The sequence below is a fragment of the Sorangium sp. So ce385 genome (assembly GCF_051474135.1).
Lineage (GTDB): Bacteria > Myxococcota_A > Polyangia > Polyangiales > Polyangiaceae > Sorangium > Sorangium cellulosum_D.
Genome location: NZ_CP150337.1, coordinates 1,878,249 through 1,900,058, shown reverse-complemented (window position 1 = coordinate 1,900,058; position 21,810 = coordinate 1,878,249). Strand labels below are relative to the sequence as shown.

18 protein-coding genes are annotated in these 21,810 nt (G+C 71.9%); 10 read left to right on the top strand and 8 right to left on the bottom strand.

Annotated features, from left to right (window positions below):
• The first annotated feature begins 65 nt into the window (after positions 1–65).
• Positions 66–686 (top strand): winged helix-turn-helix transcriptional regulator, encoded by a 621-nt coding sequence (locus tag WME83_RS06965; RefSeq protein WP_437318466.1) that lies wholly within the window; start codon positions 66–68, stop codon positions 684–686.
• Between the two features lie 494 nt (positions 687–1,180).
• On the opposite strand, the gene WME83_RS06960 is transcribed toward WME83_RS06965, so the two are convergent.
• Positions 1,181–1,660, bottom strand: coding sequence for a hypothetical protein (locus WME83_RS06960; protein WP_437318465.1), 480 nt, complete (start codon positions 1,658–1,660; stop codon positions 1,181–1,183).
• 448 nt (positions 1,661–2,108) lie between these two features.
• Between WME83_RS06960 and WME83_RS06955 the strand changes: the two genes are divergently transcribed.
• Positions 2,109–2,981: a 3'(2'),5'-bisphosphate nucleotidase CysQ family protein gene (locus WME83_RS06955; protein ID WP_437318464.1), complete on the top strand. Its 873-nt coding sequence runs from the start codon at positions 2,109–2,111 to the stop codon at positions 2,979–2,981.
• 46 nt (positions 2,982–3,027) lie between these two features.
• Here the strand turns inward: WME83_RS06955 and WME83_RS06950 are convergent, their stop codons facing one another.
• Complete coding sequence (locus WME83_RS06950) at positions 3,028–4,407, bottom strand: cytochrome P450 (RefSeq protein ID WP_437318463.1); 1,380 nt, start codon at positions 4,405–4,407, stop codon at positions 3,028–3,030.
• 650 nt (positions 4,408–5,057) lie between these two features.
• On the opposite strand from WME83_RS06950, the gene WME83_RS06945 reads away from it, so the two are divergent.
• The gene (locus WME83_RS06945; protein WP_437318462.1) at positions 5,058–7,577 is read left to right on the top strand and encodes a catalase; all 2,520 of its coding nucleotides are present in this window, start codon (positions 5,058–5,060) and stop codon (positions 7,575–7,577) included.
• Positions 7,578–7,836: 259 nt separating this feature from the next.
• Here WME83_RS06945 and WME83_RS06940 read toward each other — a convergent pair whose 3' ends face one another.
• The 4 genes from WME83_RS06940 to WME83_RS06925 all read right to left on the bottom strand — a co-directional run bounded on the left by WME83_RS06940 (position 7,837) and on the right by WME83_RS06925 (position 11,052).
• Positions 7,837–8,409 carry a DUF3885 domain-containing protein gene (locus tag WME83_RS06940; RefSeq protein ID WP_437318461.1) on the bottom strand — a complete coding sequence of 191 codons (573 nt, stop codon included), beginning with the start codon at positions 8,407–8,409 and terminating at the stop codon, positions 7,837–7,839.
• Between the two features lie 111 nt (positions 8,410–8,520).
• Positions 8,521–9,120 (bottom strand): hypothetical protein, encoded by a 600-nt coding sequence (locus WME83_RS06935; RefSeq protein ID WP_437318460.1) that lies wholly within the window; start codon positions 9,118–9,120, stop codon positions 8,521–8,523.
• 313 nt (positions 9,121–9,433) lie between these two features.
• Positions 9,434–9,961: a hypothetical protein gene (locus WME83_RS06930; RefSeq protein ID WP_437318459.1), complete on the bottom strand. Its 528-nt coding sequence runs from the start codon at positions 9,959–9,961 to the stop codon at positions 9,434–9,436.
• A gap of 332 nt (positions 9,962–10,293) precedes the next feature.
• On the bottom strand, positions 10,294–11,052 hold the full coding sequence (locus WME83_RS06925; RefSeq protein WP_437318458.1) for an MBL fold metallo-hydrolase: 759 nt from the start codon (positions 11,050–11,052) through the stop codon (positions 10,294–10,296).
• A gap of 90 nt (positions 11,053–11,142) precedes the next feature.
• Here WME83_RS06925 and WME83_RS06920 point away from each other — a divergent pair, with 90 nt between their 5' ends.
• The gene (locus WME83_RS06920; protein WP_437318457.1) at positions 11,143–11,991 is read left to right on the top strand and encodes a helix-turn-helix transcriptional regulator; all 849 of its coding nucleotides are present in this window, start codon (positions 11,143–11,145) and stop codon (positions 11,989–11,991) included.
• A gap of 7 nt (positions 11,992–11,998) precedes the next feature.
• Here the strand turns inward: WME83_RS06920 and WME83_RS06915 are convergent, their stop codons facing one another.
• Positions 11,999–13,594, bottom strand: coding sequence for a glycoside hydrolase family 30 protein (locus WME83_RS06915; protein ID WP_437318456.1), 1,596 nt, complete (start codon positions 13,592–13,594; stop codon positions 11,999–12,001).
• Positions 13,595–14,166: 572 nt separating this feature from the next.
• On the opposite strand from WME83_RS06915, the gene WME83_RS06910 reads away from it, so the two are divergent.
• From WME83_RS06910 to WME83_RS06900, 3 genes are all read left to right on the top strand, one after another.
• Positions 14,167–15,624 (top strand): DUF5050 domain-containing protein, encoded by a 1,458-nt coding sequence (locus tag WME83_RS06910; RefSeq protein ID WP_437318455.1) that lies wholly within the window; start codon positions 14,167–14,169, stop codon positions 15,622–15,624.
• Between the two features lie 293 nt (positions 15,625–15,917).
• Positions 15,918–17,972 carry a sodium-translocating pyrophosphatase gene (locus WME83_RS06905; RefSeq protein WP_437318454.1) on the top strand — a complete coding sequence of 685 codons (2,055 nt, stop codon included), beginning with the start codon at positions 15,918–15,920 and terminating at the stop codon, positions 17,970–17,972.
• A 156-nt stretch (positions 17,973–18,128) separates the two neighbouring features.
• A complete protein-coding gene (locus WME83_RS06900) occupies positions 18,129–19,292 on the top strand; it encodes a pyridoxal phosphate-dependent aminotransferase (RefSeq protein WP_437318453.1) in 1,164 nt (387 codons plus the stop codon).
• 28 nt (positions 19,293–19,320) lie between these two features.
• On the opposite strand, the gene WME83_RS06895 is transcribed toward WME83_RS06900, so the two are convergent.
• Positions 19,321–19,803, bottom strand: a complete 483-nt coding sequence (locus tag WME83_RS06895) for a hypothetical protein (RefSeq protein ID WP_437318452.1) — start codon at positions 19,801–19,803, stop codon at positions 19,321–19,323.
• 276 nt (positions 19,804–20,079) lie between these two features.
• Here WME83_RS06895 and WME83_RS06890 point away from each other — a divergent pair, with 276 nt between their 5' ends.
• Genes WME83_RS06890 through WME83_RS06880 form a run of 3 tightly spaced genes read left to right on the top strand, consistent with a single transcriptional unit; the run spans position 20,080 to position 21,810 of the window.
• The gene (locus WME83_RS06890) at positions 20,080–20,577 is read left to right on the top strand and encodes an HD domain-containing protein (protein WP_437318451.1); all 498 of its coding nucleotides are present in this window, start codon (positions 20,080–20,082) and stop codon (positions 20,575–20,577) included.
• A complete protein-coding gene (locus WME83_RS06885) occupies positions 20,549–20,968 on the top strand; it encodes a sigma factor-like helix-turn-helix DNA-binding protein (RefSeq protein WP_437318450.1) in 420 nt (139 codons plus the stop codon). The genes WME83_RS06890 and WME83_RS06885 overlap by 29 nt, the downstream gene beginning before the upstream one ends.
• Entirely contained in the window at positions 20,965–21,810 is an 846-nt protein-coding gene (locus WME83_RS06880; protein ID WP_437318449.1) for a nucleotide-binding enzyme, read from the top strand. Before WME83_RS06885 ends, WME83_RS06880 begins: the two co-directional genes overlap by 4 nt.

The window sequence follows — 21,810 nt, the reverse complement described above, 5'->3', positions numbered from 1 at the left end:
CGTTGAAAGATCGTAGTCCTAAATTAGGACTGGACGGTCCTGAAGTCAAACTCCATCGTGTACGCATGCGTAGCTACCAGGACCCGTGCGGGATCGCGCGCGCTCTCGACCGCGTGGGGGAGCGCTGGGCGCTCCTCGTCGTGCGCGAGCTCCTCCTCGGCCCGCGGCGCTTCACCGATCTGCGCGCCGGGCTCCCTTCCGCCAGCCCCAACGTGCTGTCGCAGCGGCTGCGGGAGCTCGAGGACGCCGGCGTGGTGCAGCGGCGCGCGCTCGCGCCGCCCGTCGCGGCGACGGTCTACGAGCTCACGCCCCGGGGGCGCGAGCTCGAGCCGGTGATCGTGTCGCTGGCCCGCTGGGGGAGTCGGGCGGTCCCCCTGCCGCAGGGCGAGCTCAGCCCGAGCGCGCTGATGATCGCGCTCCGCACCACGTTCGACCCCGGCGCGCTCTCACGCGGGAGGCTCGCGGTCGTCCTCGACGGCGAGCCGTTCTCGGTCGAGATCGCGTGCGGCGCCCTGTCGGTGGCGCGCGGCGAGCCGGAGGCGCCCGACGCGACGATCACCACGACCGCGCGCGCGCTCCGCGCCGTCGTCTTCGCGGGACGCGAGCCGCGCGGGGTCGAGGTCGCCGGCGACGCCGCCCTCGCGACGCGCTTTCTCGGCGCGTTCGCGCGCCCCGCGCCCGCCTGAGCGCGCCGGCGAGGGACCCGCCGGTCTGGCGTCGAGCTTCGCGCGCTGTCGAAGCTGAACGGCTCGTCGCTGTTCGCCGCGGAGTCGCTGACCCGCAACGCCGGCGGGAGCGGGCGCCCTCGCCCACGGGGAGGTCCAGGCGCGCGCCCTCTGGATCTGCTCTGGATCCAAGCAGCGCGCTGGCCTGGCGTTCTGCATCTGGCTAGAGACCCCGAAAGGTGTTGTTGCATTTGCCGCAGGAGCACGAGATGACCCAAGCGCATGGTCCAGATTCATTGGGTAGAACCCTGGGCTCGACGGAGATCAGGCCACTGCACTCCGGACAGCGCTGATCCACAGGCTCGCCGTGCTGCGATTGGCCCAGGGCGATCAAGACCGGCCCAGCCTCCGGCGGGAGCTTTGTCAGATCTAGACCAGCCAAGTATTTGTGGGGCTCTGTCATCAGCGCCTGGCGAGGGAATCACGGGCGACGAGGTGATCACCCCAGCACAGCACTACCCCAGTCGCATCGGGATGAACGTCAACGGACTGGCCGACGCGTCGGAGACGACCTGGCTGACCAATTCGGCAAACTCTTCGATCAGCGGAACGCTCCCTGGTCCCCAGTTGCTCCGGCCCTCAGCGGCCAGCTCCGCGAGAACCGTCCCCTCGGCTCCGGTGACGGGCGCGATGGTACGCTCAAGGCAGAATACCCGGCATGCTCCGCCTGGAAGCCGGGCCGCTCCGACGAAATACGCCTCGTTTCGGTGGATCGCAGGCGGCAGGGCGAGGACCAACACCTCCGGTCCCTGGCCAGCGGGCCGATGCCACGTCCTCGCTCCAGCACTCGAAATACGCTCTCCGGCGGGCAAGCTCTGGCCCACCGCGGTCCAGAGGTCCTTCAGGAGAGCCGCATCGCCGCCTGGCCCGAAGGTCGCGAAGAGTCGCCCAGGGTCCTGAATGGCCATCTGAGCGAGGAGGTACTTCATCTGCATGTGGTGCTTACGGGGTTCTCCAGTCATCTGAGCACGTCCTCCGCCGTCCAGCGTCGCGCAGACCATGGACCTCGAGACCGATGAGCATCAGCCCGCCCTGCCGGGCTCGGGAGGGCCCGAGCCGACGCTGCTCCTCTACGCGCCCGACGCGATCCACCCACGTCACATCGATCAGCCCCGGGCGGCGTATTGCAGGACGACCATCTGCCCAGATCGTCGCCTTTGTGACCTCCCCGCATGGAAGATCTCACGGTTCGGCGCTGCGCCGCAAGGCCCAGATGCTGTCCACCGCCACAGGGTAGATCCGTCTCACACCGCTGCAGCCGCGGCCTTTCCGGGGGGTCGGGGGCGCCTCCCTGGCCGGACTCCTGGCGGGCGGGACTAACCGCCACGAGATGGCCGATCGCCCGCTTGGTGCCGGCGGCCTGACGCGCTAACCGGTCGGCCCATGTCCAGCTCACGCGACGCGGCCATCGCGCCGTACGCCCGCGAGCTCGAGGTCGCGACCGCGGCCGCGCGCTCCGCCGGAGAGGTGATCCTGGCGCTCTACGGGCGCGCCGCGGTCTCGGAGAAGCCCGACGGGACGGTGGTGACCCAGGCAGACTACGCCTCCGACGCCGCCATCCGCGCCGCGCTCTCATCGGCCTTCCCCGGCGACGCCCTCCTGACCGAGGAGGGCGCGGACGATCCGGCGCGGCTCGCGAAGGATCGGTGCTGGATCGTCGACCCCATCGACGGGACCGCGCAGTTCGTCGCCCGCACGGGCGATTTCGACGTGTTCATCGCGCTCGCCGTCGGCGGCGCGCCGGTCGCTGCCGTGTCCTACCAGCCGACGGCGGGGCTCCTCCTGAGCGCCGTCGCCGGGCGCGGCGCCTGGATCGAGCAGCCGGAGCAAGGGCGCCGTCCGCTCCGCTTCTCCGTCGGCGCCGGGCGACCCGTCATCGCCACCAAGGGGTGGCTCGGCGCGCCCGAGAACCTCGCGCGCCTCGGGCGGGTCGCGTCGAGGCTGGAGGCGGCCGATGTCGTCGCCGATGTCGTCGTCGAGACCCGGAACCTCTGCGCCCGCGCGCTGCTGCCCGGCGCGGGCTCCGTCGACGCGATCGCGGGCATTCCCGCCGGAGGCCGCCGCCTCGGCGCCTGGGAATGGGACCTCGCCGCCGTCGACCTGATCGTCCGGGAGGCCGGCGGCGCGGTCACCGACCTCGCCGGGCGCCCGCTCCGCTACAACCGGCCTACGCCGCGGTTCGATGACGGCTTGCTCCTCAGCCGCTCTCCCGCCCTGCACGAGCAGCTCCTCGCGGCGCTCGCCCACGAGCGTTGAGCGCGGCGAGCGCTGCCTGGCTCACGAGCATGGGCCCGGCGGTGCTTCAGCCGTCGAAGCGGACGCGGGTGCCCGCCGCGGGGCGGAGCACCGGGAGGTAGCGCGAGGCCGGGAATCCGCCCTGGAGCCTCGGGCCCGAGGCCGGGAGCGTCCGCCCGAGCGCGACGAGGAACTGGACGATCTCCATCCAGGCGAGGTGATAGCCGAGGCAGAAGTGCGCGCCGCCGCCGAACTGGGCGATCTCGAGCGGCGAGATCGCCTCCTTGCGGCCGAGCCAGCGCTCGGGGCGGTAGCTGTCCGGATCCGGGTAGAGCTGGGGATCGCGCGAGAGCAGGGCCAGCGGGATCGCGACGTTGGTCCCTCGGGGGACGGTGCGGCCTTCGAGCTCGAAATCGGCGACGGCGCGGCGGGCGTCGTGAGGCACCGGCGGGTGGAGGCGGAGCGCCTCGCGGAACACGGCCTCTGCGAAGGGGAAGCGGCGGAGATCCGCGGGCGAGCGGGGGAGATCCGGCGCGCTCGACGCCTCCTCGCGGAGCGCGCGCCAGATCGCGGGGCTCTCGGCGAGGTGGGCGACGCACCAGGCCATGGTCGAGGCCGAGGTCTCGTGGCCGGCGAGGAGGAGCAGGCGGATGTTGCCCACCAGATCGTGCTCCGAGAGCGGCTCGCCGTCCTCGTCGCGCGCCTCCAGCAGCGCGGGCAGGAGCCCCTTCGCCTCGCCGCGGGCGCGCACGTCGGCGAGGATCCGGCGGATGCGCGCGTCGAGCCAGTCGCGGGCGCGCAGGCCGCGGCGCCTCGGCGAGCCCGGCACGTCGAAGGGCAGGTTGAGGACGAGGAGCATCAGATCCTCGTAGTGGCGGCGCCACTCGGGGAGCTCGTCGTCCTCGACGCCGGTGATCTTGAACATCACCTCCAGGGCCAGCTCGCGGGTCTCGCGCAGCACCTGGACGTCGCGCCGGCCGACCCAGGAGCGGACCTTGCGCTCGACGCTGGTCGCGACGATCGCGCCGACCTCCGCGGCGTCCAGCCCTTTCGGCGAGAAGGGCCCGTTCATCGCGGTGCGGATGTGGCGGTGCGAGGCGCCGTCGTGGGCCATCAGCGTCTGGCCGAAGAGGTGGCCGACCCCGCCTTCGGTCAGGTACGAGGAGTCGACGGTCTTGCTCTTGAAGAGCGAGAAGGCCTCGTTCGAGGCGTAGATGAGCTGCCAGGCCTGGAAGCCGTGGGTCCAGAAGAAGAGGGAGCCGAAGCGGCGCTGGCCCTCGCGGAGCAGGCCGAGCTCGTCGACGGCGATCGCCGGCATGTGGCCCACGACCGGAAAGCCGCCCGGGAGGACGGGGAAGCCATGCCGGGTCTCGATGCGGCGGGCGAGCGGGTTGCGGCCCCGCAGGAGCGGGAGGGCGGTGGAGGAGAGGAGGCGGGGGGTGGTCATGGCGGGGGTGGGGTCGTGTTGTAGCATCGCGCTGGGGCGGGCTGGGCGCCGGAATCGCGGGGCGGAGCGCGCGCCGGGTGCCAGGGGGGCAGAGCGACGAAGAGCGAGCCAGAGTGGTTATCATTCGGGGTTGATGCGGATGTCTCTCGTGCTCGTCCCTCGTCTCTCGTCCCTCGTCCCTCGTCCTCGTCCCTCGTCCCTCGTCCTCGTCCCTCGTCTCTCGTGCTCGTCTGTCGTCTTCGTGCGCGTGCGCGTGCGCGTGCGCGATTCCCCAGAGTTCGCGCGCACGCGCACGCGCACGCGCACGAAGACGAGCACGGATGACGGGAGACGGATGACGGGAGACGGGAGACGGATGACGGATGACGGATGACGGAAGGTGGACAACGATGTATCAGCCCCAGCTGAAGATCGCTTTAACCCAAGCCACGACCACCTCCGGCCTCTCCCGCCCTGCTCGCTCCCCTCCCCGCTCGTTCCGTGAGCCGCCCGCCGCGGCCGTCGGCACGTCGACGCCCTGCGAGCCCGCGGCGGGCCAACCGAAACGCCGCCACGGCCCCGGCCGCGCGTCGGTCGACCGCACGCCTGCCCCAAGCTCGACCGTTGGTGCGCTCCTTGCTGAAGCCCCGGTCCCCCCAGGAGGCCATCTCATGACCGATCGCAAAGACCCTGCGAAGTCATCATCCAAAGATCCGGCGCCGGCCGAAAAAGGCGCCGGCAGCGCCAAACAATCGATGGGCGGCCCGTCCGCGAAACCGCGGGCGGCGCGGCCCAAACGCAGCCTCCTCGAGCGCGCGGCGACCGCGCTCGGCAGCGGGACCAGCAGCGACGACGCCGGGGTGCGCAACCTCGCGGCCGCAGACCGCCTCGACGCAAAGGTCGACGCCACCGAGGCGCTCGTCGCCGCGATCCCCGAGAACGTGAACAAACCCGCCGAGTACGCGCTACGCGGCAAAGTGCCACAGCCGCCGCAAGGTGCCACAGCGAAACCCGAGAACCTCGACGCGACCGCGAGCACGATCACCGAAAGCAACGAGTCCGAGAAGAACGGCGCCAAGGCGGCGCCCGGCGAGAACCTGAACCAGGGGCCGCTGCAGGAGCACCGGGCCGACTCGCTCGGCCGGGCGCTGACGACGAACCAGGGCGTGCCCGTCGGCGACAACCAGCACTCGCTGCGCGCGGGGCTGCGCGGCCCGACGCTGCTCGAGGACTTCATCCTGCGCGAGAAGATCACGCACTTCGACCACGAGCGCATCCCCGAGCGCGTGGTGCACGCGCGCGGCTCGGCCGCCCACGGCTACTTCGAGTGCACCGAGGACATCACCGCGCTCACCAAGGCCGCGCCCTTCGCGAAGGTCGGCAAGCGGACGCCGGTGTTCGTGCGCTTCTCGACCGTGGCGGGCGAGCGCGGCAGCGCCGACACCGTGCGCGACACGCGCGGCTTCGCCGTGAAGTTCTACACCGACGAGGGCAACTGGGACCTGGTCGGCAACAACATGCCGGTCTTCTTCATCCAGGACCCGATGAAGTTCCCCGACGTGGTTCACGCCGTGAAGCCCGAGCCGCACCACCAGATGCCGCAGGCCTCGAGCGCGCACGACACCTTCTGGGACTTCATCTCGCTCATGCCCGAGTCGACGCACCACATCATGTGGCAGATGAGCGACCGGGCGATCCCGCGCAGCTACCGCACGATGCAGGGCTTCGGCGTGCACACCTTCCGGCTCGTCAACGAGGCCGGCCAGGCGACGCTCGTCAAATTCCACTGGACGCCCGTGCTCGGCACGCACTCGCTCGACTGGGACGAGGCGGTGAAGATCGCGGGCGCCGACCCCGACTTCCACCGCCGCGACCTCTGGGAGGCCATCGAGGGCGGCGCGTTCCCCGAGTACCTCTTGCAGATCCAGACGTTCACCGAGGAAGAGGCGGAGAGGTGGAGCTTCGACGTGCTCGACCCGACCAAGATCGTGCCGGAGGAGCTCGTGCCCCTGCGCACCGTCGGCCGGCTCGTCCTGAACCGCAACCCCGACAACTTCTTCGCCGAGACCGAGCAGGTCGCGTTCTGCACGCAGCACGTCGTCCCCGGCATCGACTTCACGAACGATCCCCTGCTGCAGGGGCGCAACTTCTCGTACCTCGACACGCAGCTCTCGCGCCTCGGCGGGCCGAACTTCCACGAGATCCCGATCAACACGCCGGTCGCCCAGATCCATAACAACCAGCGCGACGGGTTCCACCGCCAGACGATCAACCGCGGCCGCGTGAACTACGAGCCCAACTCGCTCGCCGGCGGCTGCCCCTTCCAGGCCGGCGCGCGGGGCTTCGCCTCGGTCGCCGAGCGGCTCCTGGCGCAGCAGGCCGTGACCGAGCCGACGAAGCTGCGCGGCAAGCCCGAGAAGTTCGCCGACCACTACACGCAGGCGCGCCTCTTCTGGGCGAGCCAGACGCCCATCGAGCGCGAGCACATCGCGCGCGCCTTCCGCTTCGAGCTGACGCGCGTGCAGACGCAGGCCATCCGCGAGCGCGTGGTCCGGATGGTGCGGAACGTCGACGAGGCGCTGGCCGCGCGCGTCGCGGCCGACCTCGGCATGCAGCTCCCCGAGCCGCTCCCGGTGGTGGTGCCGCCCGTCGAGACCCCCGAGGTCGCGGTGTCGCCGCCCCTGTCGCTGTTCGCCCGGCCGGGCGACGGCCGCATCCTCGGCCGCCGCATCGCGATCCTCGTCGCCGACGGCGTGAGCGGCGCGGCGGCGGGCGCCCTCTACGACGCGCTGCTGACGGCGGGCGCGGTGCCCCGCTACGTCGGCGAGCGCCTCGGCGTGGTGCGCACCGCCGAGGGCGACGAGCTGCCGGTCGAGGTCACGTTCGAGACCGCCCCGAGCGTCCTCTTCGACGCGGCGGCGCTCCCGACCGGCGCGAACGCGGCGGCGCTGGCGCGCGACGGGCTCGCGGTCGAGTTCGTCCAGCTCCAGTACCGCCACTGCAAGCCCCTGCTCGTGCCCGCGTCGGCCGCGCAGCTCGCCGCGGCCGCGGGCGTGAAGGCCGCCGCGGACAACGACCCGGGCCTGCTCGTCCTGCCCGACGACGCGGTGGCCGAGGCGGCCCCGGCGTTCATCAAGGCGATCGCCCTGCACCGCGCGTGGCAACGCCAGACCGAGCCACCGGCGGTCTGACCCCGGCTCGCCCCGCGCCGAGGACATCCTCGGCGCCACCGGGCAATACCGCCGTCCGAACCTCACCTCGCCAGCGTCGGTGACCTCGTGAAGCGGGGTGCTCCCGTGCCGATGGAGTCGACATCACCTTGGATGCGCTCCAGGTCTTCAGGCTCGGCGACGACGCCGATGCGGTCGCACGCCGCGCGTGTATCAACAACCCCCCGCCCAGCATGCGCGTGCGTCCTCACACGTCGCCCGCATGGGCTCGTCAAGCGTTCTACAGCCCAAGCGGATGATTGGACAACCATGCGGAGAATTCGGTCGCCAGCAGGCTACGTTCATCTTGAGTGGGAGCAATCACGTCTGCGCCGCCATCGTAGGGATGGTAGAGCCATCCGCGTGCCGACAGCAGCATCACATTGGCGGCGCGGTCCTCCGCCACAAGGCGGAGCACGCCATCCAGCGCGCCACGGCTCCACGGCACGACGGAGCTGAAGACATGCCAGTATGTGGGCTCCTCCCAATCTCCTGACAGCTCGTGCATCGCGACCGAGCGCCACGCCTGCGCTCCGAGGAATAGATGAGCGAGCTCGCCTTTGCCCGGCAATTCCGAGCGCGAGCATTCAGCATTGAGCAAAGAGAGCTCACATCCTTCTCCCGCGAACGAACCGATGATTCTATTGTGGCGCTCGAGGACTATCGCCATCTCTTCCTCGTTATCCGGATAACGCTTCGAGCCCGGGAGCGCGTGGAATCGCACCCATCGATCGCCGAAGCGAGCACGGAGGAGGTGCGCGACGGGCTCACTATCACCGAGGTGTCGCCGCCACACCTCGCTCAATCGCGACATCTGCATTCTTGCACCGAACGTCGAGCTCAGCGGCGGCGGCCGCGCGCCGAGGCGTTGAAACCGAGAGCCAGAACCGCGGCCGCCGTCCGCTGCAGCGCCTGGTTCGGCGGCCTACTCGAACGGAGCCTCGTGGACTCCGAATACGCGCTGCTTGTACCGCCGGCCCGAATCGAGGTCGACCTGCCGCCAGTCGAGGACCTGCCCGCCCTCATCGAGGAACAGCTCGACCCCACGCGGGTACTCCCGCCCGCCGACGATCGATGGCGAGGCGAGCACCACGACGCTCGGACGGCCATCAGGGTAGACCCAGGCGTGAAGCTCGGCGGAGCACGGGAGCCCACCGACCCGTTGATCGGCCTCCAGCCGCTGCGAGCGCTCAAGCAGCCGCCCGGCCTCGTCGAGCGTGACCCGCGCACGGGCCGGGACCGGCACGCCCGTGAACTCGTGGGCGGTGGCGAGGGTGGCGTTCAGAAGAGCGCCGCTCTCGTGAAGGTATACGATGCCGGGGGCGCAGGCCACGCCTCCGATGACCACCGGCCGGGAGAGCGAGGCGAGCCGGAGCCGGCCGCTCGGGAAGAACACCACGTCGCAGCCGCCGGCGCACGGAAGTCCCTGGATGTCGGTGTCGCGGGCGAGGGTCACGTCGTGGATCGAGCCGTCGGGGAACAACTCCGCGCCCTCGTCCAGGTACTCGATGCCGCTTACCACCATCGGCGCCTCGCCGCCTGCCGGCGAACACCGCAATGGAAGTCCTCGGACTCCTGAGTACCGGGCTCGGGAAGCATGCCGCCTCGCTCGACGTCGCAGAGCTGGTACGTCCGCCACACGTGACGAGCATTGCTGTCCATGTCTCGGCCGCGGTTGACGCGCATGCTGTCGTTCGGGCAGCCGACGTCGCTCAACACGTGGCCACACTGGCAGCTGAAGTGTCCCATGTGCATGCCCCTTGGCGCACAACGCCCTCGCGATGATCCGCGGGCGAAGCCCGTCTGGACCATCGCCCTGTTGGCCGCATCCCCCACGGTCAGGAGAGCACTTCGGCGGCGGTCTTCGCCCCGAGGACGTTATCGATCCAGCGGTCGAGGGTCGCGACGTCCGTGCATGCCCGGATGCGCGCGCTCTCGTCCTCGGTGAGCCCCATCCCTGCACGCGCGAGCAGCCGCAACAGCGTATCCCTCTTGCCCTTGAGCTCGCCTTCACGCATGCCCTTGAGCTCGCCTTCACGCATGCCCTTGAGCTCGCCCTCGAGCTTGCCGCGATCGATGAGCTTCTGCACGAACGGGGGAAACGTCGCCTCGCCTTCGATCTGCCGTTCCATGACCAACGCCTCCAGAGCCTGCCGCATCGGCTCACGCAACGCGTTCCAGATGAGCTGAAAGTAGACCATCGCGTGCTCCTGGTCGAGCCGGCCGAGGGCAACGAGCGCCGCCTCGACCACGGCGAGCCCGTTCGGCCCGTTGCCGTGCGCCACCGCCGAGAGCACGGCGAGCTCCGTCTCCGCCTCCGCGTCGGCCGGCTCGGTGATCTCGGGGACGACGGCCGGGCCGAGCACCAGCGGCTCGACGTGCCCGAGGCCCAGGCCGAGGTCGATGCTGATGAGTCGCGGCGCCCCGTGGCCTATCTTCGTATTCGCTGATGGGCCGCGATCTTCCGCGGGGCCCTCGATGCCCTGCCGCTCCGAAGCGAAGAAGTGGCCGGCCGCGCATGCTCTCCGGCATCTCCGCAGGTCGAAGGAGAGCCGCTGGTGGCGCGCCGAGCGCGTTCGCCAGCCGAACAAGCGCGCCCAGGCGCGCGCTCTGCCGCACGCCCCTGCTCGCACCGGCGTCGGCCGCGTCGCTCGCCGCAGCCGCGGGCGTGAGGGCCCACCGCGCCGTCGGACCGCGCTCACCGCGGCTGGAGCATCCGCTGCGGGTGGGGCTCGCCCGCGACGGAGCCGGCCAGCACGCGGGCGTGCCGCCGCACCTCCCCGGCGCCGAGCGGCCCTCCGTGACCCAGGTGGAAGGTCTGCACCCCCTCGTCGACCAGGCGCTCCAGCTCGACGCCGACGGCGCGCGGGTCCAGCTCGAAGGGGGGCCGGATCGCATGGCCCAGCCGGGCCAGCCCGCCCAGCATCAGCCCCGAGGCGACAAGATCCCCGACCAGCGCCTCGCGCGACTCGAGGACGACCGAGAGCGAGCCCCGGGTGTGCCCGGGCGTGTGGCGCACGCGACCCGCAACCCCGTAGGGAGCCAGGTCGAGCGTCTCGTTGCCGGACAGCACGAGGTCGGGCGCGACGGGGGCGTAGCGCTCGTGCACGAGCGGGGCCCGGACGAACACGCGACCGAACCAGCCGGTCGGGCAGAAGGTCATCGGGGCGCGCCCGTCGAGGTGCTCGACCTCGGCCTCGTGGGCGACGACGAGCGCTCCGGACCGCTCGCGCAGCGCGGCGGCGCTCCCGGCGTGGTCGACGTGGGCGTGCGTGACCACGATCAACTTCAGGTCGGACCAGCCGCGGCCCGCGCGGGCCAGCGCCTCGCCCACCTTGGGCGCCGCTTCCGGCACGCCGGCATCGACCAGCACGCAGCCTGCGGCGCCGACGAGCAGGTGCGCGTTGACCATGCGAAAGGGTAAAATGGGCACGCGAATGATCTGGACGGCAGACATGATGTTCCTCCGGGGCCGAGCGTCTGGCCCCAGCGTGCGGCGCCGTGGCGGGCGGCGCCTGGCCGGATTCGACGCGGCGGATGGTCCACGATGGAACTGACCCACCTGGCGGCGCCTCCGGACGCGATGCTCGAGCGCGCGGTGCGGACCGGCCCGGGCGAGCTGCTCTGGCTCGGCGCCGAGCCGTTCGAGGTCCGCTGCGAGCCCGCGCGGGCCACGGGGCTGCTCAAGATCGTCGCCGTGGCCGAGGGCGAGGCGGTCATCGCGCAGGGGGGCCGCCGGACCCTCCTGCGCGAGGGGATGTTCGCCTGGGTCCAGTCGGACGCCCCCTTCGAGCTCTCGATGAGCCGGGGGCGGCGGCTGCTGCTGCGGCTGCCGCTCTCGGTGGTGCAGCAGCGGCACCCCGGGGTCGACCTCCGGACCGCCGTCGCGCGCGGCGAAGAACACGCAGGCGAGCGGGTCGTGGCGGGGCTGCTGCGCCAGATCCTGCGCGAGGGCGCGTCGCTGTCGGAGCGCGACTGCGCGGCGGCCGTCGGCGTGGTGCTCGAGGCGATCGGAATGTGCGGCCGCGCGCCCGAGCTCTCGCGGACCCGGGTCGAGCGGGCGCTGGCCGAGATCGAGCTGCGCCTCGGCGACCCGGCGCTCCAGCCGGCGGACATCGCGCGGGCGCAGGGGGTGAGCCGCCGCTACCTCGACGGGGCGATGGCAGAGCAGCTCGGCAGCTCGCTGGCCGCGCACATCCGGCGGCGCCGCCTCGAGCGGGCGGCGAGCGAGCTCGCGGCCCGCCCGGACGACGCGGTGTTCGAGATCGCCGCGCGCTGCGGCTTCCGCGACACGAGCCACTTCACGCGCCTGTTCCGGGGGCACTTCGCCACGACGCCCGCGGCCTACCGGCGCGCGGCGCAGGGACGGCCGGGCGACGCGCGGCCGGGGCGATGATGCCCCGTCAAGGCATCGGGATGACCAGGGTGGTGACCGAGAAGGCCGGGACCGTGACCACCAAGCGATAGTCCTCGATCGCCATGTCGGGGAGCCGCGCGAGGTCCTCCGTGCGCGAGGTGCGGTGCGCTTCCGCCGCGAGGCCGACCGTGGGGAGCCGCGTGAGATCGAGCGTATAACCGCGGCTCGCGCCGCGATCGCCGTTGCGGATCACGAGCGTGAGAGCGCGCCCGTCGGCGCTGACCGCGGCCACCATGTCCTCGCTGTCGACCTCGACGAAGGTCGCGCCGGGCCGGATGTAACGGCTGAAGCCGGCATGCATGTAAAAGCGCTTGATGGGCGCGTAGGACTGATCGCGGTCGTTCAGCGTGAAGCTCGCCCAGCTGCGCGACGGGTCGCCCGACTGCCAATCCACCCAGGCCTCCGGCCTCAGCTCGCGCAGATCCCGGATGATGCGCTCCGCCATGAACAGCGCCGCGTCCGTGTCGTCGCTCAGGTTCTGCCCGAGGGGTCCCGACTCCGATTGCCACAGACGCTTGCCGAGCCGCGTCGCCAGCTGCCGGAGCTCCTTGCGCTGGCTGCCCGCGTAGGAGTGGACGTTGATCTGCTGGAAAGCGGCGAGCGTCTCCACGCCGAATGCGCCGATGTTCCGGACGGCATCATCCATGCTGTTCTCGTCCGATGCGCTGACCACCGTCTCGTCGAGGCCCTTGCTGGCGAGCTGTGCGGCCACCTCTCGGAGGATCTTCTCCTGGCTCGCCCGGTCGAAGTGGCAGCCTTCCTGGGAGCCGTCCGATTTCCACCAGTTGGCGTACGGCTCGTTCAGCGGCTCCAGCGTGCGAAAGGTGATCGCGTGCTCGTCCCTGTAATGACGCACGACCTCCGTGAGGTAGTGGGCGAAGTCGTCGTAGTGGTCGGCCTTGAGGTTGTCTCCGCCGCTCCTGCTGCCCGAGGCGCAGCCGCTGCTCGTCATCCAGTACGGGGGAGAGTTGGAGAACGCCTCGAAGATCAGGTCCGTCCCGCGCTCCGCGATGCGCAGGAGGATGGCGCGCTGGTTCTCGTCGTTCTCCCACCGGAAGGTCCCGTCGGCGTCCTGGAACCCCGGCATCTCGCGGTGCTCCTTCATGTGCTCGTGGGACGGATTCTCCCCTCCACCGATGTTGTAGCGGAAGATGTTGTAGCCGAGGCCGCTCACCGGATCGACGACCGCTTCGACGACCGCATTGCGCTTGGCCTCCTCCCAGCCGCCCACGTGATGGGCCCACCAGCACAGGCTCGTGCCCCAGCCCTCGAACGATTGGTGGAGCACGTCCGTGTCGATCCTGACGAGCTCCGTGCCCGGAGCGGCGGTCACCGTGGGGCGTGGCTCGCTCGGTGCGCCCCCGCTCCCGCCCACGGCCCCGGCGCCGCCGGCGCTGCTCGACGATCCGCCCCCCGAGCCCACGGTCGATCCGCCCCCCGAGCCCGCGGTCGCGCCGCCCCCGCTTCCCCCCTGGCCGCCGCTCCCCGCCGCGGCGTCCACGGAAGGGCTCGGATCGCTGGAGGAGCACGACACGGCCACGGCGAGCGCGGCGAACGACGCGACGATAGCTTGAAGTTTCATGGAGGTGCGTGCGGTTGCGGTGAGTGCTGTCTCGCTCATGACGGCGCAATGCCACTTCAGGGAGGCGCGGGCGGGAGCCCCACGGCCTCACGACGTGCACATGAGCGGAGTTTCGTCGAACAGGCGGCGCCTTTGCACCCGAAAAGCGCCTCCGACAGAGAGGGCGTGGCGCTCGGGGCGCAAGATTGCAATGGGCCTTTACCGAGTCGTGCGTCTCGGCGAGCCTGTGCGGCGCGGCACCGTCGCCCCGCCCCGACGACCCAATGAGCGGCCGGCGGCGCGCGGTGCGGCTGCGCACATGGGATACCCCTGACGGCCAAAGGCTGTAGCAACTGCACGCATGGGGCTAGCCCTGACGGGCAAAGGGTGCAGCGACTTGCATGCTTGGGAAAACCCTGACGGGCAAACACTGTATGTCGTCTCTTGCTCCTGCTCAGCTCGCCAGCGGCGCATGGGGCGCTACGATGTTGCTCGGATCAATGGTGATGCCGCAGCAGCGCCGATCGCGAGCTCGGCAGAACCATGGCCTTCCCTGACATGGCGGCGACGGCCGCCCGCGGAGGAGCGAAGCGATGACAAGGAACTTGGTGTTGGTGTTGGCGTGCGCGGCTGCCGCGCTGAGCAGCGCGTCGTGCGGTGGGACCGACAAGGGCAACGAGGGTACGGACCGGGGCGATACAGGCGGCGGTGATACGGGCGGCGGCGGTGATACGGGCGGCGGCGACACGTCGGGCACCGGCGCGCAGCCGGCGTCCGGCCAGTTCTCCGTCGACGCGCAGGGCGGGACCTTCACCGCGGAGGACGGCTTCACGATCGAGGTGCCGGCGGGCGCGGTGAGCGAGGAGACGGTGATCACCGTCGAGCGTGTCGACGACGCCCCCGAGGGCGCGGTGGGGCCCATGTACGTCCTCGGCCCGGAGGGCCAGACGTTCGACAAGCCGATCACGCTCACGCTGCCGATCACCGTCGCGCTCAAGGCGGAGCTGGGCGAAGACACGGTCCTCGGCGCCTATGGCTTCACCGCGCAGGAGGGCTCGGACGATTTCGCGCCGCTCGCGCGGCACGACGTCTCCAAGGACAGCGTCATCACGGAGACCGACCGCCTCTCCAGCGTTTACCCCGGGATGCCCCTGCCGGCCGCGATGGCGAGCCAGCACCGCTACCCGAGCGCGCTGGCCGCCGACGGGTCCTTCCTCTACTTCGCGAGCGGCGGCACCGAGGACGCCGCCACCGGGGACAACAACGACGGCTTCATCTACCGCGTGAAGCCGGGCACCGGCGCGGCGGAGGCGATGATCCCCGCCGATCCGGATCCCAAGTCGCTGTGGGTCAACGACTCCCACGTGTACTGGGCGAGCGGCGGCGACGATGATCCGGTGATCCCCTCCGCGCTCCGGCGCGTCGACAAGGCGAGCCAGGAGGTGGAGACGCTGGTCGAGGTCGGCTATGTGGTGAGCGTCCTCGGCGACGCGTCGGCCCTCTACTTCGGCGACGGCTTCGGCGAGAAGATCTACACGATCCCGCTCGACGGCGGCGAGCCCGTCGTCCTCGCGGAAGGCGCCGGAAACCCCGAGCACCTCGCGCAGGACGCGGAGAACATCTACTGGACCGGCGGCGCCGCGACCAACAAGGTCTACAAGGTGGCGAAGTCGGGCGGAGAGGTGACCGTCATCGCCGAGGACGAGGCCGAGCCGGCCGGGATCGCGGTGGACGCGGAGTTCGTCTACTGGGCCAACGTCGGCGACGGCGGCGTGTTCAAGGCGCGCATCGCCGGCGGGCAGAAGACCCTGGTCTATCAGGGGGTCGCGATGGCGGGGCTCGCCCTCCGGGGCTCGACGCTGTTCTCGACGGACACGGGCGGGAACCGCAGCGTCAACGCGCACGACCTCGAGAGCCACAGGACCGTCGTGCTCGCGCTCGGACAGCCCGTCGCCTGGCGCGTCCTCGCCCCGGAAGGCCAGGGCGTGTTCTGGTCCAACGCCGGCGATTATCGCTACCAGGGTCAAGTCGTGTCCTATCACGCCCCTTGATCGCCCCCGTCCGGGCGGCGACCGCGAGCGCGCGCCCGCAGGGGCGACCCCGACGTACGCGCCCCGCGAATCGCATCCATCTGTAATATTCCAATATCACGGTCACGATCAGCCGGCGCGGGACCCAGCAGGACGACGTCGCGGACGCCACGTTCCGCTGACGTCATCCCCGATTTCGCCCACAGCGGCCCAGGGAACCGCGGCACCGCCATTTCCCACTTGATCCGCCGTCATGGACGGAAGAGGGAGCCGGCGCTCGCTCCGGCCGGGAGCGAGCGAGAGGACCATCACCCGTGGATGCATTGTCGTATCAGTCGCTCGTGACGGGCGCCGTCGCGCTCGTGGTCGCACGCACCTTCTACGTGCGTGTCAAGAAGGCCCCCGAAGGCAACGAGACGATGGCGCGCATCGCGCGCTACGTCCGCGAGGGGGCGATGGCGTTCCTCGCGCGCGAGTACAAGGTGCTCGCCGTCTACGCCGCCGTCGTCTTCGCGCTCCTGGCCGCGACGCTCGGGCTCCTCGCCGCGGGCGCCTTCGCCGCCGGCGCGTTCCTGTCGCTCATCGCCGGCTTCTTCGGCATGAAGGCCGCGACGTACGCCAACGTCCGCACGGCCGAGGCCGCCCGCGCGCACGGCAAGCCCACCGCGCTCGTCACCGCGCTCGACGGCGGCGCCGTCATGGGCCTCTGCGTCGCGGGGCTCGGCCTCATCGGCCTGGGCGGCATCTACGCCCTGTTCCGCAACCACGAGCACCTCGCGACCATCGTCCACTCGTTCGCGGTCGGGGCGAGCTCGATCGCGCTCTTCGCCCGCATCGGCGGCGGCATCTACACGAAGGCCGCCGACGTCGGCGCCGACATCGTCGGCAAGGTCGAGGCGAACATCCCCGAGGACGACCCGCGCAACCCGGGCGTCATCGCCGACAACGTCGGCGACAACGTCGGCGACATCGCGGGCATGGGCGCCGACATCTACGAGAGCTACGTGGCCGCGGTCGTCGCCGCGATCGCGCTCGGCCTCACGATGCCGATCGCCAAGCTGCAGCAGCTCGCGCCGTCGGCGAGCGAGGTGGAGCTCCGCGCCATGGCCGTGTCGCTGCCGCTGCTCCTCGCGACGATCGGCCTCGCGGTCTCGGTCGTCGGCATCTTCATCACGCGCGCGCTCAAGAACCTGCCCCCGGCCCGGGTGCTGCGCCTCGCGCTCATCGTCCCGCCGTTCCTGGTCGTGCTCGCGGCGGCCGTCATCCTCCCGGGGCTCGGCTTCAGCTCCGGCGCCGTCGTCACCCTCGCGGCCGGCGCGGCGGGCGGCGCCATCGTCGGCCTCGTGACCGACTACTACACGTCGATGGGCCCCATCCACAAGGTGGCCCAGAGCTCGCTCACCGGCCCCGGCACCAACGTCATCCGCGGCATCGCGGTCGGCCTCGAGAGCGTCGCGATCCCGCTCGTGACCCTCGTCGCCGTGGGCTGGATCTCGAACCACTACCTCGGCCTCTACGGCATCGCGCTCGCCGCGGTCGGCATGCTCGCGGGCACCGCGATCGTCATGACCGTCGACGCGTACGGCCCGATCGCCGACAACGGCGGCGGCATCTCCGAGATGGCCGGCCTCGGCAAGGAGGTCCGCGCGATCACCGACGAGCTCGACGCGGTCGGCAACACCACCGCGGCCGTCGGCAAGGGCTTCGCGATCGGCTCGGCGGTGCTCACCGTCGTCGCGCTATTCGCCGCCTTCAACATGGAGGTCGACGCGGTCCGCCGCGCCAAGGGGCTCCCGGAGCTCGTGCTCTACCTGACGGACGCGAAGGTCCTCATGGGGCTCCTCTTCGGCGCCCTCCTCCCCTGCCTCGTCGGCGCCCTGACGATGACCGCCGTCGGCCGCGCGGCCGGCTCGATCGTCGAGGAGATCCGCCGTCAGTTCCGCGAGATCCCCGGCCTGCTCGAGGGCAAGCCGGGCGTCGACCCGCAGCCGAAGGTCATCGTCGACATCGCCACGTCGGCCGCCATCCGCGAGATGATCGCGCCCGGCGCCATCGCGGTGCTCGCGCCGGTCGTCGTCGGCTTCGTGGCCGGCCCCGAGGTCCTCGCGGGCACGCTGGCCGGCGCGCTCGTCGTCGGCGCGGTGCTCTCGCTGATGATGGCGAACGGCGGCGGCGCCTGGGACAACGCGAAGAAGCACATCGAGAAGGGCGGCCTCGACGGCCACGCGAAGGGCTCCGACGCCCACAAGGCCGCCGTCGTCGGCGACACCGTCGGCGACCCCTTCAAGGACACGTCCGGCCCCGGCATCTCGATCCTCATCAAGGTGATGGGCGTCGTGTCGCTCCTCATCGCCCCGCTCATCGCCTGAGCGGACGCGCCCTCGCGACGCGCCGATCCGCGTCGTCCTCGCCCCGCCTCACGGGCCGAATCTCCTCGGCCGACGACATCACGAAAGCGCTGCAATTGGCCGTTGAGCCGCTCGGGATGATGGCGTAAACCTCATCGCCCCGACTCGATAGGTCTCATGAGGATCAGCCGCCGCTCGCAGGTGCCGCCGTTCGCGGTCATGGAGGTGCTCGCCGCCGCCAACGCGCGGCGCGCGGCGGGCGAGCCGGTGATCAGCCTGTGCGCGGGCCAGCCGGGCTCCGGGGCGCCCGCCGTCGTGCGCGCGCGGGCGGCCGCGCTCCTCGCGGACGGCGACCTCGGGTACACCGAGGCGCTCGGCATCCCGGCGCTGCGGCTCGCGCTCGCGGAGCACTACGGCCGCTGGTACGGCGTCGACCTCGACCCGTCGCGCGTCGCCCTCACCACCGGGTCGTCGGGCGGGTTCCTGCTCGCGTTCCTCGCGGCGTTCGAGCCGGGCGATCGCGTGGCGCTCGCGCGCCCGGGCTACCCGGCGTACCGGAACATCCTCCGCTCCCTCGGGGTGGAGGCGGTCGAGCTGCCGTGCGGCCCGGAGAGCCGCTTCCAGCCGACCACGGCGCAGCTCATGGCCGCGCACGACGGCGGAGAGCTCGACGGCCTGATCCTGGCGAGCCCGGCGAACCCGACGGGCACGATGATCGACGCCGCGGAGCTCGACGCGATCGCGCGCTGGTGCGCGGAGCATGACGTCCGGCTCGTGAGCGACGAGATCTATCACGGGCTCACGTACGGCGCGTGGGCCGGGCGCCAGGCGACGGCGGCGCGCTACGGCGACGCGGGCGCCGTGGTCGTCTCGAGCTTCTCGAAGTACTGGGCCATGACGGGGTGGCGCCTGGGGTGGCTCGTGCTCCCGCCGAAGCTCGTCGCACCGGTCGACGCGCTGGCGGGGAACCTCGCGCTGTGCCCGCCCGCGCTGGCGCAGCACGCGGCGCTCGCGGCCCTGACCCCGGAGGCGTACGCCGAGGCGGACCGGCTGGTGGAGGGCTACGCGGCCGCGCGCGACCTGCTGCTGCGGCGGCTGCCCGAGCTCGGCTGGAAGGTCGCCCCGCCCGACGGCGCCTTCTACCTGTACGCCGACGTCGGCACGGACGACTCGGTCGCGTGGTGCGAGCGGCTGCTCGCCGACACGGGCGTGGCGCTCACGCCGGGCACGGACTTCGACGGGGTCGACGGCGCGCGGTATGTCCGGCTGTCCTTCGCGGCGCCGGTCGAGCAGGTCGACGAGGCGGTGACGCGGATCGTCGCCTGGCAGCGCGCGCGGTGACCGACGGAGAGCCTAGGACGGCGCGGCGTCAGCAGCCGGGCACGGAGACATCGACGTCGAGCAGCACGTCCGCGGCGACGGTCGTCTCCTCGTCGGGACGGCCGCTCACGCGGGCCTCGGTCGTGATCCGCATGCTCGGCGCCACGACATAGGGCTTGAGATCCACGCCCTCGATCACGTCCATCGACAGCTCGCGCGCCCCGGGAGGGACCTCGTCCAGCTTCGCGATGAGCACCCGCGGCTGCCCTTCGGCCTCGGCGAAGAACGACGCGGAGCGCAGGAAATCGAAGCTCCCGTCGGCCGGGCTCTCGACCCGCAGCGTGAAGTGGACGAGGTGCACCTCGTCGACGTCGTCCTTGGTGACACCCTGGTTCTCGAACTCCGCCGAGAGGTCGATCCGCTGGAAGGCGTCGAAATCCAGCAAGCCGACGACGTCGTCGAGGATCGTGCCCGCCGGGACGACCGCCGTGGCGCCGACCTCCACGTCGATGTTGTCGAGCGAATCGCACATCGGAAGCGCGCACAGGCCGAGGACGCCGGCCGCGCGCGCGAGCGCTGCGCCGAGGGAGCGCGGTCGGCCGCGCCCAGGAGATCGCGGCCCCGTGCGAGCGGGACAGGGCGAGTTGGTCATGGGATCAGTCTACCGCGCCGCCTCGCCCCGCGCGGCGCGCGCCGCGCTATGCTTCCCCTGCCCCGGCCAGCGCGGCTCCCGGTGGGTGTGGCCGCGCCCCAGGGTGAAGGGCACCGCTCGCCCGCGCCCCGCGGGCGGCCCAACCGCCCTCCCCCGATGCACCAGGACCTCCTCGATCTCCTCATCGCCCTCGACCGCGTGCCGCAGGATCCGCGCTGGCACCCCGAGGGCGACGCGCTCTTCCACTCCCTGCAGGTCTTCGACCTGGCCCGCCGCGAGACCGCGGATCGCTCGCTCTGGGCCGCGGCCCTGCTCCACGACGTCGGCAAGGCGTTCGCCTCCGCCGATCACGCCGAGGAGGGCGCCGACGTGCTCGCGGAGCTCGTCTGCCCGCGGGTGGTCTGGCTCGTGCGGCACCACCTGCACCTCTTGCGCGCGCCCGGCCCGACGAAGCGGCGCCTCCGGCGCACGAGCGCCCTCGCCGACCTCGCGCGGCTCCGCCGGTGGGACCTCGGCGGCCGCTCGCCGGCCGCGTCCGTGCTGAGCCCCGAGGCCGCCGTGGAGCTCCTGCTCGACGGCGCGGACCTCTCCCTGCTCTCGACCGGCGGCGAGCCCGCCCCCGCCCATGATCTGCGAAAGGAGCCGCTCGCGTGAGCGCAAGGCGCGCCGGGAGGTCCTCTGCGGCGACGTGGATCGCTGGGGCGACGATCGCCGGCTCTGGGGCGACGAGGCCGGGTCGCCGGGCCGAGACCGGCTCTGCGCCGCGGTGCGGGATGCGGTCGAGACCGCGCTGACGGCGAAGCAGCGCGAGGTCGTCGAGGCCTACTTTTTCGACGGGCTGTCGCAGGGCGAGATCGCGCGCCGTCTCGGGGTGGCGCAGCAGGTCGTGCAGAAGCGCCTGTTCGGGGCGCCGCGGGGCGGCCGCCTGGTCGGCGGCGCGATGCTCCGGCTGCGGCAGGCCCTCGGGCCGGCGCTCGCCGCGGCGCCGGCAGCGCGCGGCGCGGCGGCAGCGCCGGCAGCGCGCGCGGCGCGGGTGAGCCGATGAGCGCCGAGCGATCCGGCGGGCTGCGGACCCGCATCGCCGCCGAGGCCGCGCGCCTCATGTACGAGGAGGGCGTGGACCAGTACTTCACCGCCAAGCGCATGGCCGCGAAGCGGATCCTCGGCCAGATCGAGGGGCGGCGGGCGCGGTACCGGCCCGCGGACCTGCCCTCGAACGGGGAGATCCGCGAGGCGCTGCTCCTCTTCGCCGAGCGCGCCGAGGGGAGCCAGCGCACGCGCCGGCTGTTCGCGCTGCGCATCGTGGCGCTGGAGGCCATGCGCGCGCTCGCGCCGTTCTCGCCCCGGCTGATCGGCTCGGTCTCCACCGGCCATATCCGCCGCGGCAGCGACGTCGATCTGCACGTGTTCCCCGCCGACGAAGAGGCGCTGGAGCGGCACGTGCGGGCGCTCGGCTGGACCTTCGAGCGCGAGCGCGTGACGATCCAGAAGGGCGGAGAGCTCCGGGAGTACGTGCACTATCACGTGGCGGACGTGGCGCCCCTCGAGCTCACGGTGTACGCCCCGCGCGAGCTGAGGGCGCGGCCCCGCAGCAGCACCGACGGGAAGCCGATCGTGCGCCTGGGCATCGCCGCGCTCTCGGCGCTCTGCGCCCGGGACCACCCGACGGCGTGGGAGCGCTACCTCGCGACCGGCGAGGTGGAGGGGATGGACGCGCTGCTCGAGGCCGACGAGGACGAGCCGCTGCCGGGGCCGTTCGACGGGTTGCTCAGCGACACCGGCGGCGGCACCGGAACCGACGACGCGCCGGCCTGGGCCGAGCCCGGCGAGGAGGACGACCCCGAGCAGGCGTACGATCCGCTGCCCGGCTTCGAGGGGATGGCCTGA

What these genes read in the sequence shown, in the direction of transcription:
- WME83_RS06920 (WP_437318457.1), top strand. Translation starts at nt 11,143, where the DNA reads ATGGAACTGACCCACCTGGCGGCGCCTCCGGACGCGATGCTCGAGCGC.
- WME83_RS06890 (WP_437318451.1), top strand. Translation starts at nt 20,080, where the DNA reads ATGCACCAGGACCTCCTCGATCTCCTCATCGCCCTCGACCGCGTGCCG.
- WME83_RS06950 (WP_437318463.1), bottom strand. Translation starts at nt 4,407, where the DNA reads ATGACCACCCCCCGCCTCCTCTCCTCCACCGCCCTCCCGCTCCTGCGG.
- WME83_RS06960 (WP_437318465.1), bottom strand. Translation starts at nt 1,660, where the DNA reads ATGCAGATGAAGTACCTCCTCGCTCAGATGGCCATTCAGGACCCTGGG.
- WME83_RS06895 (WP_437318452.1), bottom strand. Translation starts at nt 19,803, where the DNA reads ATGTGCGATTCGCTCGACAACATCGACGTGGAGGTCGGCGCCACGGCG.
- WME83_RS06955 (WP_437318464.1), top strand. Translation starts at nt 2,109, where the DNA reads ATGTCCAGCTCACGCGACGCGGCCATCGCGCCGTACGCCCGCGAGCTC.
- WME83_RS06900 (WP_437318453.1), top strand. Translation starts at nt 18,129, where the DNA reads ATGAGGATCAGCCGCCGCTCGCAGGTGCCGCCGTTCGCGGTCATGGAG.
- WME83_RS06910 (WP_437318455.1), top strand. Translation starts at nt 14,167, where the DNA reads ATGACAAGGAACTTGGTGTTGGTGTTGGCGTGCGCGGCTGCCGCGCTG.
- WME83_RS06935 (WP_437318460.1), bottom strand. Translation starts at nt 9,120, where the DNA reads ATGGTGGTAAGCGGCATCGAGTACCTGGACGAGGGCGCGGAGTTGTTC.
- WME83_RS06915 (WP_437318456.1), bottom strand. Translation starts at nt 13,594, where the DNA reads ATGAAACTTCAAGCTATCGTCGCGTCGTTCGCCGCGCTCGCCGTGGCC.
- WME83_RS06940 (WP_437318461.1), bottom strand. Translation starts at nt 8,409, where the DNA reads ATGTCGCGATTGAGCGAGGTGTGGCGGCGACACCTCGGTGATAGTGAG.
- WME83_RS06945 (WP_437318462.1), top strand. Translation starts at nt 5,058, where the DNA reads ATGACCGATCGCAAAGACCCTGCGAAGTCATCATCCAAAGATCCGGCG.
- WME83_RS06880 (WP_437318449.1), top strand. Translation starts at nt 20,965, where the DNA reads ATGAGCGCCGAGCGATCCGGCGGGCTGCGGACCCGCATCGCCGCCGAG.
- WME83_RS06885 (WP_437318450.1), top strand. Translation starts at nt 20,549, where the DNA reads ATGATCTGCGAAAGGAGCCGCTCGCGTGAGCGCAAGGCGCGCCGGGAG.
- WME83_RS06925 (WP_437318458.1), bottom strand. Translation starts at nt 11,052, where the DNA reads ATGTCTGCCGTCCAGATCATTCGCGTGCCCATTTTACCCTTTCGCATG.
- WME83_RS06965 (WP_437318466.1), top strand. Translation starts at nt 66, where the DNA reads ATGCGTAGCTACCAGGACCCGTGCGGGATCGCGCGCGCTCTCGACCGC.